The organism is Pseudomonas sp. YuFO20, assembly GCF_035064975.1.
In the GTDB taxonomy this organism is placed as follows: Bacteria; Pseudomonadota; Gammaproteobacteria; order Pseudomonadales; family Pseudomonadaceae; genus Aquipseudomonas; species Aquipseudomonas putida_AE.
Genome location: NZ_JAXDEO010000004.1, coordinates 1 through 14,544 on the forward strand (window position 1 = coordinate 1; position 14,544 = coordinate 14,544).

A 14,544-nucleotide genomic window follows, 5' to 3' on the forward strand; every position below is an offset into this window, starting at 1 on the left:
CAGCAAGTCTGACGGAGCTGATGTGCGTATTTGGGAGGTGCTAATAGACAACGAGTACTTCTTCCTCGCATTTGACGATTTCCCAGTAATGATTACGCTAGAATCGAAGAGTCTGCAGGGAGACGATCATATACCAGCCTTCAAGGCCTTACTCGTTGAGAAGTCCTAACCTTGAAACCAATCGGGTGAACCGATCCACCCTGGCTATCTCAGACCTGAGAGTTTCAACGACAGCAACATTGGGGCTACGATGAGGTCGGCATGAAGGTTGCGTGAGCAGGCTGGTGCCCTTCCCGTCTTCCGTCAGCCCGCCGCGGACGCAGCATGAAGCGTTTCATCCGCCGCAAACTCGAAGCCTGGCTTATCCTGCTGGCAGCGAAGATCCTGATCGACCGCAACGTGCAACGCGCAGCTGTCATATCGCGCCGCGACAACATCGACATGTGGCGCATGGCCGAGCAGCTCGAAGCCATCGCCAAGCGCATCGGCAAAAGGTACCAGGGTTCTCACATTTACTAAGTAGGCGCCCCGTCAACAGGTCGACCATCAAGAACCGGCATTGGGTCTATTTGGACGCCTGTCGCGACACTCACCCACGCCGAATAGGCCGCGCTTTGTTGTGCGAAGGCTTCATCCCAACGACTTCCAGAGAGCTCGCCAGCGACTACCAGCATCATCAACTTGGTTGTTGCAGCGTCGAGCTCTACAAGAAGAACGTGTGATTGGAATCTAAAGTCGTCTTTGGGGATCATGGTAACGCTCGACTTGCTATAGCAATCATACGGGTCGATTTTGCAGACTTGATTCTCCTCCGTTGGATTGTCGCACAAAAACCTATACAAACAATCACAATCTGTACAGGTTCTGTGGCAAATTTCATGGAGCACATATGTACTCCACCCGCGAAATCAGTCCCTCGCCCTTCAAAGTCAGCCGCTATAGCAGCAAGGAATCCGCATGTCTGAGATAAAGGAACGGCCGATCTTGTTCTCGGCCCCGATGGTGCGCGCCATCATGGAAGGCCGGAAGACGGTCACGCGGCGATCACTCAACGAGCGAGTGCTGAAGAACACCCAGGAATCCGCACTCTACTGGAACGAGCCTGATGGACACGTGTGGGAAAGCTGTCACCCATACGACTGCTGTACAACTGAACGGTCGGAAGACTGAATTCCACAACGTGGCGATTGCCGACATTCGGCAATTGATGGCGTCAGTAAGCGATGGGCGGGCACTCCAGTTATTAGGTAGGTTGTTCTTCGAATTGCTTCGCTTCGAGCCGTACTCTGCGCTCGTCCAGCAGCTCGCCATCGAACATCCAATAGTCAGAACCGCTGACCGAAGTCCATTTGTATCCCAATGGTTCCGGTCACGAGACCTTACGGCATATGGAGGGATTGGTAATAAAGCGAGCCAGCCAGATCCGGGTATCTAGGTTGCTATAGGACAGTATCGCTCTCGTCTGCTTCCAGGTGCCCATCTATGCAGCGATCTTTGCCTTCAGTGGCGCATCGGGAGGCGCCCTGATGCGTGGCACACTCGGCGCGGCCTTGATGATGCTCTTTTTGGGACGACCTTATGGGCGTTTCTTAATAGGGTACGGAGGCTGCTTGGCTTGCCTCCGGGCGGGGATAGGCCCATGTCGTTGAATAGTTAAGTGGCCGTTATCGGCAAAAAACGCCTAGTCGGACATGGTCGCGTTCGCCAGTTTCGCTACCCTCGCTGAAGACAATCAGGCTGCAAAGTGTCTCATTTGAAGCTTTACGAGTTTTTCAGCAGTTAGCACACCGATTTGGAGGACTGAATAAACCAGACAAGTGGTGAACTCAGGACTGTCGCGTGCAATGCCGCGTCACAAGAAACTGACTGCCTGAAGGATTTATCCGCCCCCTGTTCCGCACCATTGCTGCCATCGACGTTTACTTGATCTTACTCACAGGCGGCATCATGTACTCACCCTTGACCACGCTTTGTCCCGGGCTGTACAGGCGCAACAACAAGCTGAAGTCGCCCTTGGGTACCGGCAGCCAGTTGCTTTCCTTGTCAGCCCCTGGCGAAGTGTGTTGCAGGTATATCGTCAGCGAACCGTCGGCATTCTTCTTCAGGTCCCGATTCTTGGTGCCGATCGAAAAGCGATTGATCGGGTTGGGTTCGAAAAAGTGCTCACCGTCGTACGCCGATATTGACCAGAACGCCTCGGCAGGCGGCAGTTGATCGGCCGCAAATGTCAGGCTGTACGGCTTCGAGCCCTCAAGCCGTTCCCCGCGGCCATCGTAGTCGGTGCCCAGATACAGCGCGTCGTCCGGCTTGTTGGTGGCGATGTAGGCCTTGGCTACCCAGGCACGGCGCAAGTAGTTGCTGCCTGCTGCGCCAGCAGTCAGGTCGGCCGCCCACTGGTTACCGAATTTGTTGGGGTGGATGCTGAACGAAAACCCGGCATTGAGCACCAGCGCACCATGCGCCAGTGCCCGGTCCAGGCCTCGCTGGATGGCCGGGTTGGTCTTGGCAAACTCCAGCGTGCGCTTGAAGGTGTCCACCAGTGCCGCCTCCTCCGGGCGTGGCTGGTTCTCTAAGAGGACTGTCGCCAGGTCCGCCCAGAAGGTTTCGTCCTTGACCCAGCGCACTTCTCCCTTGCTGTGTGCCGGGGCCGGAAATGTCGGCAGGGCGTGCCAATCGACGTTCCTGGGTTTGCCATCGAACTGGCTGAGCGGATAGGCGTTGACCTGATTGACCAGCGAGCGCACGGCCTCGCGGTCCTGAGTGTCGTCATCCATGAAGATGCGCGGCACCACCCAGGCCAGGTTGGTCGGCGAGCGCAACACCTCGACCATCCCGGCCGGTTTTTCACCCTGCCAGTCCGGTCCGACGATCATGTAGAAACCAGGTTTTGACTTGATCCGCGAGCCGGGGGCCGCGAACACTTCGGTATAGGCGTCCATGCAATGCAGCACCCAGTAGCGTGCGCCAAAGTCGGGGATCTGGAACACCACCGGGCCCTTGCTGAGGTCGGTGAACATCTGACCGTAGATCACGTCCTGGTTAGGGGTCAGCACAAAGCGCTGCCCGGCATCGAGGTAGTCGGTCAACATGCTCAACTGATTGACCGGGGCCACCGGAATGATGCCGCCGACCAGCCCCGGACGTGGCACCGGCTGCATGGCGGCGCGGCGATTATGCAGGTTGACCGCCGGCCAGCCCCAGATGTAAGCCTGTTTGCCGATGAGGTAGGCGTAATCTTCCTGGGCCTTCTGGTAGACCTGAGTCGACTCAGCAGCATTGAGCGGCGTTTTTTCCTGGGCCACGGCCCCCAGGTTTATCGACAAGGCCAGGCCGACGGCGGCCGCAATAGGTGAAAATCGGAGCGAGAACATTAGCGTGTTTTCCTTGTATTGGAGGGGCCTTCCCTTTCTGTGAGGGTGTTCGGGTCAGGATGACCAGAACCAGCAAAACCAGACGCAGCTGGTTGACTGGCTGCGCAGTTGGTCCTGTACGGCGTACCAGGCGGGCGGGTATGAGGCGAAAGCGATGGCGCCGGCAATCACTAGCGAAGGCAGTATCAGTTCGAGGGCACGCGCAACCTTGCCCATCCATTCAGAAGCCATGATTGAGGCCCCCGCGTTCAGTTGACACGGCGGATGGCTGGCGGCGCACGGTCACCGCGGAAGATCGCCGGGTCCGTGGCCAGGAATGAAGCGGATAGCGCATGCGCAGGTCCTCGATTGTTGTGATTGTTGTTATCGGGCGGCTCGACTCTGGGCAGTCGAGAGGCAGGAGGACTATGCAAATTCCCCCGGCGCGCATTGATCCCCCACATGGGGGGAACCGGGCGGCAAAAAAAAGGGCGAGCCCCGAGGATTACCCAGGCTCCGCCCCAAAAACACAGCACAGCGACCCGCAGTCACTGCGCCAGATAACCTCCGTCGACCACCAGGTCAGTACCCGTTACATAGCTGGCATCGTCCGATGCCAGGAAGAGCGCGGCCTTGGCGATTTCCTCAGGGGCGCCTACGCGGCCCATGGGGATGCGCTGCTGCAGGAAACCCTGGAACTGTTGCGCCTGTTCCGCGCTGATGGTGCCCAGGCCGCCAGTGAACATCGCCGTCGAGATGAAACCCGGGCACAGGTTGTTGATGCGGATGCCATAGCCCAGGCGCGCGCAATGGGCGGCGGCTGCGCGTGTGAAGATGCGCACACCGCCCTTGCTGGCGTTGTAGGACGGCACCAGTGGTTCGCCGATGATGCCTTCGATGGACGCGATGTTGATGATCGCCCCGCTGCCCTGCCCCTTCATGGCCGCGATGGCCTGTTGGGTGCCAAGGAATACACCGTCGAGGTTGACCGCGTTGGTCTTGCGCCACTGCGCCAGGGTCAGGGTTTCCACGTCGGCGATGATGGCGATGCCCGCGTTGTTGACCAATACGTCGAGGCGGCCCCAGCGTTGCTGGACGGCGTCCATGACCTGCTGCCATTGCTCCTGCGAACTGGCGTCATGAACATGGAAGTCTGCCGCCAGGCCTTCTTCCTGCAAGCGGGCAACGGCGCTTTCGCCATTCGCCACATCGATATCGGTCAACAGGACCTTTGCGCCTTCGCGCAGGAAGGCTTCGGCGATCGCCAGGCCGATACCGCTCGCGGCGCCAGTCACCAGGCAAACCTTGTTGTGCAGACGACTCATGAGTTTCTCCTTTCTTCAGACAGTCAGCAGGCGCAAGCGCCGCCGTCGATGACGATTTCGCTGCCGGTGCTCCAGCGCGACGCCTCGGACGCGAGGAACAGCACGGCGCTGGAAACATCCTGCGGCTGGCCGTAGCCGAGCGGGTGCAGAGACTCGGCGTAGGCGTCGGCGCTGGCTTCGTCGGGCGCCAGGCCGATGGCGACAAAACCGCGGACCACGTTCACGCCCATGTCAGTCTTGATGATTGCCGGGTGGATCGAGTTGACGCGAACGCCATAGCCCAGGCGAGCGAACTCCACGGCCGCTGCCTTGCTCATCAGGCGCACCGCACCTTTGGAGGAGCAATAACCGCCAAGCGCCGGCATACCCACCAGGCCGGCCACCGACGACAGGTTGATGATCGAACCGCCCTTGCCCGCGGCGGCGCCAGGACGCATGACCCGGGCGGCGTGCTTGATGCCGAGGAACACGCCGGTGACGTTGATCTCGTGCATCAGGCGGAAGTCCTCGACGCAGGCTTCGGTAAACAGCGCCATCTTCTCGATGCCCGCGTTGTTGACCAGCACGTCGAGCCCGCCGAAGGCCTCGACCGTTGCGGCGACCACCTGCTGCCATTGGGCTTCGTCGGTCACGTCATGCACCATGGCCAGGGCTTCGCCGCCTGCCGCACGGATACGTTCGGCCGTGGCTTGCGCCTGCTCGAGTTGCAGGTCGCTGACCATCACTTTGGCGCCCGCCATGGCCAGGGTGTGCGCAGTTTCGGCACCCAGGCCTTGCGCGGCGCCAGTGACCAGGGCGACCTTGCCGGCCAGGGCGAATCGTTCGAATACAGTATTCATCGTGATTTTTCTCTCGTGTTTGCTCACGCCGGTAAACGGCGCAGGAAATCCAGGAACAGCAGGCTGAACAGTGCGTCGGCGCTGGCCAGCAGCGGCAGTTGCCAGCCAATGTCTCCCAGCAGCCAATGGCCGAACACCAGCAGCACCACCAGCGTCTTGCCCAGCACGCCCAAGGCGATGTAAGGGCGAAAACGCTGCGGATGGCCGGCGACTCGCGCATAGGCGTAGCCGAACACCGCAATCAGCATCGCCGTCAGGTCGAGGAACAAGGCATTGCTGCCGTAGGCCGGCGTCAGCCCCAACAGGGGTGCCAGCCAGGATTGGCAAAACAGCAGGCCCGAGGCCACGGCCACATTGAAGGCGGCCGCGATGCCGAACAGCCAGCGGGCGTGAAGCCGCACATCGCGTGCTGCCGCGCGCGGGGCGTGAACCGTACGGGCTGGTTTATCCAGGACGACTGGGGGCATATTTTTCTCCGCTTGCGATGAACCGTTCAGGCTGGGCAACTGGCTGTTCAGGCCGGCAATGCGCTGCAATAGCCGCGCTCGTGGAAGAACTGGATCAGCTCGCGATGACCAAAGGCCTTGGCAGGCGACTGGAAGCCGACGTTCTTCTGCCGGTTCTCAAGCAGGCGCAGGGCTCCTTCGGCACAGAGGTCGCCGGTCCACGTGTAGGCCGCGGACAGGTTCATTACGTAGGACGTGGTGATCTGCCGGCCCTGCCCGTGCACCACGATCACACCGCGTTGCACGTCCAGCGAATCCTTCGGCGGCTCGCCCGTGTCCATCTGGTCGCCCATGTGGTTGGTCCACTCTTCACGCTGCTGCTGGGTCAGGCCCGGCGCGACCGCGTTGAAGGCCTTGATCGCCTGGATGACCGGGCCGATCATGTGTTCGCCCACCGCCGTCAGTACCTTGCAGTTACGCACGCGCGGATCGTTCTTGAACCACACCGGCTCGCAGGCGCCACCCCAGGGGTGAGCACTGAGCAGCGCATTGCGGTAAGGCACGGACACCTGGTAGGCCACGTCATTGGGCCAGGATTTGTACTCACCCTGCTCCAGGTAATACTGGGACACGTCGTTGCAGACCATGCGCAGGAACGACTTGGTCGAGGCTTCCGAGGGCAGGCCGTTGTCGATCTGGTAGCAGATGTCGAGGCTGTCGATCAGCGGGTTCTCCAGCACCACTTCGGCGGCCAGGGAGCCGGCGGCCCACATGAAGGAGTTGGCCGGGCACAGCAACAGGCCCTTGGCGGCGAAGGCGGCACCGAATTTCTCGCCGATGGCGGCAGTCCAGTCCTGCTCGCCAGTGGTATCCAGGTAATGGCAGCCCGCTTCCAGGCAAGCCTCCACCACCGGCCAGGCGATCTGCATGAAAGGACCGGCCACGTTGATCACCACGTCCACCTCGGCGAACAGTGGCAGCAAGGATTCCAGATCGTTGCTGGCGACGACGATTTGCGCATCGACCGCTTGGCCATGACGCTCTTCGACTATTTGCAACGCCGCTTCCAGACGGGCCTGGGTGCGCCCTGCCATGTAGAACGGTATGCCGCGCTGGGCCAGGGATTCGGCTACCAGTTTGCCGGTGTAGCCGCTGGCGCCATAGATCAGGACTTTGCGTGCTTGGGACATGTGAATTTTCCTCTTGTTGTTTGAATTGACTGTCAGCGGACTTCGAGATGCACGTTGGCTCGATCGCGCTCGAGGGCTTCGAGCAGGAAACGATCCTGGGGTTTTTCCGAGGCGGTCTTGGGGATCTGCGCCAACACCTGCAGGTAGCTCGGTACAAAGTTGGACTCGAGCTGCTCGCGGCAGACCCGGAAGATTCGCTGTGGGTCGAAGCCCGCCAGGTCTTTGGGCACCACCGCCGCAACCACATCTTTTTCGCCGGGGACACCGCTGCTGGCCGGGATGCCATAGACGTACACGTCGTCGACCTCCGGGCACTCGGCGATGGCTTTTTCGATGAAGGCGCTGCTGATGAACTCACCGTTGCGGCGAATGCCGCTGCCTTTGCGGTATTGGAAGAACAGCCAGCCCTCGGCGTCCTGGGTCACCACATCGCCCATGTGCAACCAGCCGGCCGCGCATTTCTTCGCCGAGGCTTCGGGGTTGTTGAAGTATTCGACCTTGTAGGGGCTGCCATCGACCGGCTGGAACAGCAGCTCGCCTGGCTCGCCCGGCGCGCAGTCATGGCCGGCCTCGTCGACGATGCGATGGCGTAGATTCGGCGCCGGCTTGCCGATACTGCCGACGGGGCCCACGCCGATCGGCTTGATGCTCAGCCCGCCCTCAGCAGCGCCGTAGAACTCCAGGACCTGGACGCCGAAGCGTTGCTCGAAGTCATTCCAGATCGCCTTGGGCATGCCGGCGGAAATCACGAAACGCACCGGATTGTCGGCGTCGTCTGGGCGGGCCGCCTCGGCATACAGCGCCGTGGTCATGCCGCCCAGCAGGGTGAAACTGGTGCAGCCGTACTGGCGGGTGATGTCCCACAGCCGAGATTTGGTGAACTTGCGCGACAGCACGCAGCGCATGCCCAATGCCAGCGACGCGCCGAGGGTGACCAGTTGGGCGTTGGCGTGGGTCAGCGACAGTCCCGAGTAGGGACGGTCGTCGGCGTGGTAGCCAAAGGCGCGGTCGGTGATTAAGGCCGACTCGCAATAGCGCCGGTGGGTCATGACAATGCCTTTCGGATCGCCCGTGGTGCCCGAAGTGAAGATCAACTGCATCGGCGCATCGTCGGCCAGATCCGCCAACGGATGATCGTCGAGACTTGTCTGCAGGACATCGGCGTACAGCGTCACATCGGCGCTGTTCTGCCACTCACCGGCGGCCTCGTCGCTGGGCAGGACCAGCACCCACGGGCGATCGTCGAGCTGCTCGCGGACCGCCAGCAGATTGCCCAGTGCGTAGTCGGCGGCAATCACTCCTTTGCAGCGCGCATTGTTGAGAAAGAACGCCAGCTTCTCGCCCTTGGCCCGCGGGTCGATCGGCACGAAGACGGTGCCGGTGATCGCCGCCGCCACCATCGCATCGACAAACTCCGCGTGGTTGGCCATCAGCAAGGCGAAGCAGTCGCCGGGCCGCAGTCCCAACCGGCTCAGGCCCCAGGCCAGGCGGTGGCCATTGCGCCACAGCTGCGCATAGGTGCGAGTCTGCGCCGGGCTTGCCGGGCCGTTCTCCACCGTCAGCACGCAACGCTGCGGGTCGCTCAGGACCCGGTTGCCGAGCAGCCCGGCCAGATTCAGATCGCTGTAATGACTCATCGCAGATTCTCCCGCACCAATAGAGTGACAACCGTGGCCGCGGCATCCAGGCCGATGGCCCCGCCGCCGTTGTGGGCCAAACCGATTCGCGCGTTATCGACCTGCCGTGCGCCGGCGCGCCCTTGCAACTGTTCGGTCAATTCGACGATCTGCGCGCAACCGCTGGCGCCGATGGGATGGCCTTTGCGCAACAGGCCGCCGGAAGCGTTCACCGGCAAGCGCCCACCCAGATGCGTCGCACCGGATTCGAGCAATCGCGTACCGCCACCGGGCGCGCACAGGCCCAGGTATTCGTAGGCCATGAGCTCCGACGGTGCCGAAGCGTCATGCAGTTCGACACAGGACAGGTCCTGCGGGCCGATACCGGAGGCGGCGTACACCTGCTGTGCCGCCAGGGCGCCGACGCTTTCGCCGGCCTGTTCGAAGTCCCAGCCCGACACCAGCGCCGAAGCCGCCACCCGCACCGGATTGCGCAGGCCGAGTTGCCGGGCCTTGCGCTCGCTGACCACCACCACGGCCGCCGCGCCATCGCCAATCGGCGAGCACATGGGCAAGGTCAAGGGATCGACGATCGAGCGGGCGCCGAGCACCTGCTCTACAGTCAGCACGTCACGAAATTGCGCGCGTTCATTGAGGCTGCCATGGAAGGAATTCTTCGCCGCGATCATTGCGAAATGCTCGGCAGTGGAGCCGTACTGCTTCATGTGTTTCTTGGCCATCAACGCGTAGATGTCCATGAACACCGAACGGCTGCTGCCCGCACCGGCGACGTCGAACGGCTCGCCTGCAGCCTCGGCGAGTTTCTTCACCACGTTCATCGCACCTTCGGGGTCTTCGACGTCGATGGCGCTGGAAAACGCCCCGAGACTGCGGGCCTTGTCTTCGTGAAACAGCTTCTCGTAGCCGCACACCAGGACGATGTCGTAATAGCCGGCACTGACCATGGCGCAGGCCTGCTGAAAGGCCGTGGACGATGAGGCGCAGGCGTTTTCCACATTGACCACCGGAATCTTGCCGATGCCCATGCCCCGCAGCACCACTTCGCCACGGATCATTTCCTGGCCGGTCACCACACCGGCGGCGGCATTGCCCATCCACGCCGCCTGTAGCTGCGTCTTGTCCAGCCCGGCATCGTTCAAGGCCAATTGGATCGCCTGTCCGGCCAAGCCCTTGAGCGTCTTGTCCAGGTGTTTGCCGAACGGCACCATGCCCACACCGGCAACGTATGCATTCATCTTCATGTCGAGGTTCTCAGATCCGTGAAATCAGGGTGCCGCCCTTGATGGCGAGCATTTCGTTGCAACCGTCCTCGATCATCGAGGCGCGGGCATCGCGCAACAGCTTTTCCACCGGGTACTCGCGAGTGACGCCGTTGCCACCGAACAGCTGGATCGCTTGCGAGGCCACGTCGAAGGCGGTCTGCGTCGCGGTGATCTTGGCGGCGATGGAACCTTGCAGCGCCGGGCGTGGCGCCAGCTGGTTGAACAGCACCGCACGGCGAGCCAGGGCACGGGAGGCCTCGACGCGGGTGAACATGTGGAACAGGCGATAGCGCACGTTCTGGTGAACGATGATCGGCACCCCGCCCTGCTTGCGCTGGTGGGCGTAGGTGTAGGCGAGCTCATAGGCAGCACGGGCCACGCCGGTCCAGATCACGCCCATCAATGCGTTGGCCTCGGCGAGCACGCCCTGCTCGACCCTGGCGTAGTCTTCCGGCCCGGCCACCAGGTGGTCGAGCGGCAGGCTGACGTTGTCGAAATACAATTCACCTTGCGGCAGCGCACGCTGGCCCATCTTGTCCAGCGGTGCCCCGCGGCTGACACCCGCGCTGTCGAGCGGCACCAGCACCACGCAGCGCTGGTCGCGGCCGGAGCCATCGTCGAAACCGCAGAACAGGATGCAGGTTTGCGCAATCGGTCCATTGGACACCCAGGCGGACTTCTGCCCGTTGATGACGATGCGCTCGCCCTGGATTTTCGCGTTGCAATTCAATCGGCCATGCCCCACGCCGGGGTGGCGTACGTGGCCGCTGCTGTCGAGCATGTCGCTGCCATGGTCCGGTTCGGTAATGCCCCAGCAGCCCAGCGGGCGGTCGATGTAGCGCTGCATCAGGTCCTGCCGATCGACCAGGTCCAGGACAATGCCCGGGATCATGGCGGCGCCCAGCACCACGGCCAGGCCCCCGTCACCGTGCCCCAATTCCTCGAACACCAGGCTCATCAGGCGTGCGCGATCGGCCGCCGGCAAAGCCTGCAGATCGGCCAGGTTCAGGCCGAGCCCGGCGAACTCCTCGAACACCTGCCACAACGGCGAGTCGGCGGCGATCACCTGCGCCGGGGTCATCTGGTCGAGCTGCTGGCCGAGCGGTCGCATCACATTGCAGGCAAAGCGCCGCGCACTTTGCTGCATCGCCGATTCCAGCTCGTTGAGGTCGGCATCGAGGCCGGTTGGTTCAAGTTCCACTCGCAAGGCATACCCAGTCATTATTGTTTCTCTCGGGAAATGGCGGCAGCGGGCCGCACGCAAGGCGCGGCTGTCGCGACAAGGACGAGCTGGATGGTATGCGCAGGAACGAGGGGGATTGACCCCCTTGATGGGGGATGGGGGGTGTTCAGACTTGCAGCTTAGGGGGTCCGCCTTGCCTGCCCGATTGCCGGGCAGGCAAGTGAATAACTACGGTTACCCAGGTCCTTGTTACAAGTGCCTGGGGAACAGTGCAGCGTTCAAAAACCTCGGATGAATCTTAACCACCTTGCGGAACCACACGAGCATCGTTGCCTGAGCCCTGGATATACACCTTCATCCCTTTAGCCAGGGAGGGATTGATCGGCTGGGTCACTGAGACCAGTACGCCACTGTTGACCCGCACGATAATCTGCTGCGCCTCTACCGGTTGATCGTACTTTTTCTTCTCGGCGTAATTACCACCCACCGCCCCGGCGAGCGCGCCGGCGACCATGGCAACATCCCGCCCGGTGCCCCGGCCAATCAGGCTGCCGATCCCCAGGCCACCCAGGCCACCGAGGACAGCACCGACGCCACTGTCGTGATTGGTCTGCATTTGTGTCAGCGAAATCTGCTCGATTGTGCCTGAGCGAATTTCAACTTCACCGGCGCCGCCGTCGGTTGAGCTGACGGCCGAACAGGCACTGATCAGTACAGCCGCCAATGTGATCGTCAGCCAGGACATGATTGCTTTCATAGCGGTGTACCTCGTCATTGATATTTGATGGCAATGCCCTTGAGCTTGCGTCCCTGAATCGTTTCGATGTCACGGCTCCAGAGTGGCCCGCTCACGTAGGCAGCGACGGGCTGGATCTGGTCATAAACGACAACCACTGCATCTGCGCCAAGCTTGGCTGCTTCTTCGCGCAGCTTTTGTTCGACCTGGGTGATGGGCGGTGCCGGGTCGACACTGGCATCGATCAGGATTTCGCCCAACCGCACGTTGGGCCGCGTCGGCGCTGTACGGAGTATCTGCACCTCACTGGCCAGGGTTGGCGCGGGGTGCTCGACGCCGACGTAAGCGGTTGTCTGCGCATCCACCGACGCACAGGCACCGAGCATCAGCACGCTGGTCATCAGCGCGGCCACTAGTAACGGTCTTTGCAAGCTTGCGCATCGAAGCGATGAATTAAGACGCATGTCAGCAATCCTCTGCTTGAGAGTTTCGAGCAGCCGCCGTGGCGGCTACGCTAAGGTTCAACTGCGAATGAACGCCCAAAGATCAACATTCAATTTATCGATGGCGGCCTTGAAGTCCTGGGCGGTAATTTTCTGGCTTTCATTTTCCAGGGTGCTACCAAAGACCTTGCGAACCACTTTGGCGACGGTCTGGTTGGTTTTCGCATCGATGAGCTCGGCTTCGATGAACAGGTTCGTGTCCTGATCCCGGTGACCGGTGGCCGCCTGTGTGGCTCCGACAACGGCGGCGATGGGCACCACTTCATACCATTTCATGCCTTCGTTGGAGGCACTCACTCCGGTGACCGCCGCACGCATGATCAGCGGTTTTGAACCAGTCGGCGCCTCTGAGATGTTCGACACCAGGCGGTATTTCTGACCCAGTGTGGTTCGCGCCTTGCTGGTCATGTAGTTCTGAATATCGGCCAGCGTCTGTTGATTGATTCGTTCATTGGGCTTGGGCGCCGGATAGAGTTCCAGCCTGTTGAACGCCACGGTGTCATAGGCGTTCGGGTTCCACGACGGGCTGACCCAGCGCATCGTCGTTCCACCGCTGGGCGTGTCGACTTCCTGCAGGTTGTCATAGTTGGAGAGGAAACCGGAGTACTGCGTTTGCTCGGTGACTTTCGAGGTGCAACCGCCGAGTAACAGACTGGCCAGCGCGGTGCCGACAAGCAGTTTTCGAGACAGATTCATCGTGGTGTGTACTCCTTGGTTTGACGCGTCTTTGTTATGGCAGGGCATTAGAATCGCCAGGTCATATTCCCGGTCAGCGCTTGAATCCATGCATTGTCAAACTGACCGGAAGTTCGATTGCCAGAGAGGGATTTGGTCTGGTCCACCGACATGTCACCGATCCAGATCATGGCCCAACTGACGTTGATGTCTGTCTCTTTGTTCAGAGCATAGGTGGCGCCTGTCGCAATGCGCCAGGATTCGTCCATGGGCACGGTGAACGTCCGATTGCCGTCCGACACGGCGCTGCTGTCGTAAGCCACGCCGACGTTCCACAGCAATTGCTGCGTGGCCTGGTATTGCGCACCAAGGGATAGGTGCCAGGTATCCTTGAAGTCGGCATCGACGGTGGTCGAACGGGCGTTGCCCGCTGAGGTGTCGACCTGGGCGGCAATCTCGCCGAACTCTGACCAGTCCTGCCAGTTGACCGAAGCCAGCAAGGCCCATTGCCGGTCCAGTTGCTGGAACAGACTCAGGGTGACGGTTTGCGGCACCGTCATGTCCAGTTTGGTCTTGGCGCCATCCAGGCGTTCCAGCGCCGGGCCATTGCCTTTGATGTCCAGGCCGTCCTCGAAATCCAGATCGACCTTGCTGGTGTACGTCAGGCCGATACGGGTTCCGGATTGCGGGGCATAGATCACGCCCACGTTCGCACCGAACCCCCAATCCTCGTCTTTGTATTTGAATTGCCCGTCACCACGATCGGTTAGACCGAACGGCGAGCGATCTATGGCGGTTTGTGCTTGCAGCATGCCGTACATGGCCTTGACGCCGACACCGATCGACCATTGTTCGTCAAAGCGATAGGCCACGCTCGGCACGAAAGAAACACCACCCAGACTGGCGTTCTGGGAGAAATAGCGGCCAGACCATTCGTTGTCGTAATTGACCGCCAGGCCGAAGTCGGCGTACTGGCCGAAGCCGACGCTCCAGTGATCGTCCAGTTCATGGCTGACGAAAAAACTGGCACCGGGTATGGGGTCCAGAGCGTTGCCACTGCTACTGCCCGCGACGTTGGTATCCTCGTCGCGATCAAATTTCAGGCGGCCGTACAGCACCTGCAAGCCAGCGGTTATTTGCGTGCCCGGCAGGTAGCTCATGCCCGCCGGATTGGAGGCGATCGTCGAGGGGCCCTGCGCCCGGGCGGCGGCACCGGCGTTGGCCAGGCCGGCATTATCGGTGCCGATTTCGTAGAGCATGATGCCGCCCGCCTGCACCTGATGGCAGAACAGAACAAGCACAGCTGGAATCGCAGCCTTCCTTAGTTGCATGGACTTACCTCGACAAGAAAGCTTTCTCGAACATCCAAATTAGTTCTGATTCAGAAAGTCTGAACTA

General features: G+C 61.2%; 15 protein-coding genes and 1 pseudogene. 4 read left to right on the top strand and 12 right to left on the bottom strand.

Features of this window, described 5'->3' with window-relative positions:
- The 4 genes and pseudogenes from SOP85_RS03225 to SOP85_RS03240 all read left to right on the top strand — a co-directional run.
- On the top strand, window positions 1-169 hold a 169-nt coding region (locus SOP85_RS03225), incomplete at its 5' end, for a DUF3630 family protein (protein WP_323626142.1).
- Window positions 170-324: 155 nt separating this feature from the next.
- Window positions 325-519 (top strand): hypothetical protein, encoded by a 195-nt coding sequence (locus tag SOP85_RS03230; protein WP_323626041.1) that lies wholly within the window; start codon window positions 325-327, stop codon window positions 517-519.
- Window positions 520-957: 438 nt separating this feature from the next.
- Window positions 958-1,050 (top strand): annotated as a pseudogene (locus SOP85_RS03235) (morphogenetic protein); the annotation flags it as partial.
- A 422-nt stretch (window positions 1,051-1,472) separates the two neighbouring features.
- Window positions 1,473-1,649, top strand: coding sequence for a hypothetical protein (locus SOP85_RS03240; protein ID WP_323626042.1), 177 nt, complete (start codon window positions 1,473-1,475; stop codon window positions 1,647-1,649).
- Between the two features lie 270 nt (window positions 1,650-1,919).
- On the opposite strand, the gene SOP85_RS03245 is transcribed toward SOP85_RS03240, so the two are convergent.
- The 12 genes from SOP85_RS03245 to SOP85_RS03300 all read right to left on the bottom strand — a co-directional run bounded on the left by SOP85_RS03245 (window position 1,920) and on the right by SOP85_RS03300 (window position 14,477).
- On the bottom strand, window positions 1,920-3,371 hold the full coding sequence (locus SOP85_RS03245) for a DUF1254 domain-containing protein (protein ID WP_323626043.1): 1,452 nt from the start codon (window positions 3,369-3,371) through the stop codon (window positions 1,920-1,922).
- A gap of 527 nt (window positions 3,372-3,898) precedes the next feature.
- Window positions 3,899-4,675, bottom strand: a complete 777-nt coding sequence (locus SOP85_RS03250) for a glucose 1-dehydrogenase (protein WP_323606181.1) — start codon at window positions 4,673-4,675, stop codon at window positions 3,899-3,901.
- A 23-nt stretch (window positions 4,676-4,698) separates the two neighbouring features.
- Entirely contained in the window at window positions 4,699-5,514 is an 816-nt protein-coding gene (locus SOP85_RS03255) for an SDR family NAD(P)-dependent oxidoreductase (protein WP_323606182.1), read from the bottom strand.
- Window positions 5,515-5,537: 23 nt separating this feature from the next.
- Window positions 5,538-5,981, bottom strand: coding sequence for a hypothetical protein (locus SOP85_RS03260; RefSeq protein WP_323626044.1), 444 nt, complete (start codon window positions 5,979-5,981; stop codon window positions 5,538-5,540).
- A gap of 47 nt (window positions 5,982-6,028) precedes the next feature.
- On the bottom strand, window positions 6,029-7,150 hold the full coding sequence (locus tag SOP85_RS03265; RefSeq protein WP_323626045.1) for a saccharopine dehydrogenase family protein: 1,122 nt from the start codon (window positions 7,148-7,150) through the stop codon (window positions 6,029-6,031).
- A gap of 32 nt (window positions 7,151-7,182) precedes the next feature.
- Window positions 7,183-8,787: an AMP-binding protein gene (locus SOP85_RS03270; protein ID WP_323626046.1), complete on the bottom strand. Its 1,605-nt coding sequence runs from the start codon at window positions 8,785-8,787 to the stop codon at window positions 7,183-7,185.
- Window positions 8,784-10,028, bottom strand: a complete 1,245-nt coding sequence (locus tag SOP85_RS03275) for a thiolase family protein (RefSeq protein ID WP_323606187.1) — start codon at window positions 10,026-10,028, stop codon at window positions 8,784-8,786. The genes SOP85_RS03270 and SOP85_RS03275 overlap by 4 nt, the downstream gene beginning before the upstream one ends.
- Window positions 10,029-10,038: 10 nt before the next feature.
- Window positions 10,039-11,271, bottom strand: coding sequence for an acyl-CoA dehydrogenase family protein (locus SOP85_RS03280; protein WP_323626048.1), 1,233 nt, complete (start codon window positions 11,269-11,271; stop codon window positions 10,039-10,041).
- Between the two features lie 259 nt (window positions 11,272-11,530).
- The gene (locus SOP85_RS03285) at window positions 11,531-11,989 is read right to left on the bottom strand and encodes a glycine zipper 2TM domain-containing protein (protein ID WP_323606190.1); all 459 of its coding nucleotides are present in this window, start codon (window positions 11,987-11,989) and stop codon (window positions 11,531-11,533) included.
- 14 nt (window positions 11,990-12,003) lie between these two features.
- Window positions 12,004-12,369 (bottom strand): hypothetical protein, encoded by a 366-nt coding sequence (locus SOP85_RS03290; protein ID WP_442967894.1) that lies wholly within the window; start codon window positions 12,367-12,369, stop codon window positions 12,004-12,006.
- Window positions 12,370-12,489: 120 nt separating this feature from the next.
- Window positions 12,490-13,167, bottom strand: a complete 678-nt coding sequence (locus tag SOP85_RS03295; protein WP_323626050.1) for a DUF3313 domain-containing protein — start codon at window positions 13,165-13,167, stop codon at window positions 12,490-12,492.
- 47 nt (window positions 13,168-13,214) lie between these two features.
- Window positions 13,215-14,477 carry an OmpP1/FadL family transporter gene (locus SOP85_RS03300; RefSeq protein ID WP_323626051.1) on the bottom strand — a complete coding sequence of 421 codons (1,263 nt, stop codon included), beginning with the start codon at window positions 14,475-14,477 and terminating at the stop codon, window positions 13,215-13,217.
- Between the last annotated feature and the right edge of the window lie 67 nt (window positions 14,478-14,544).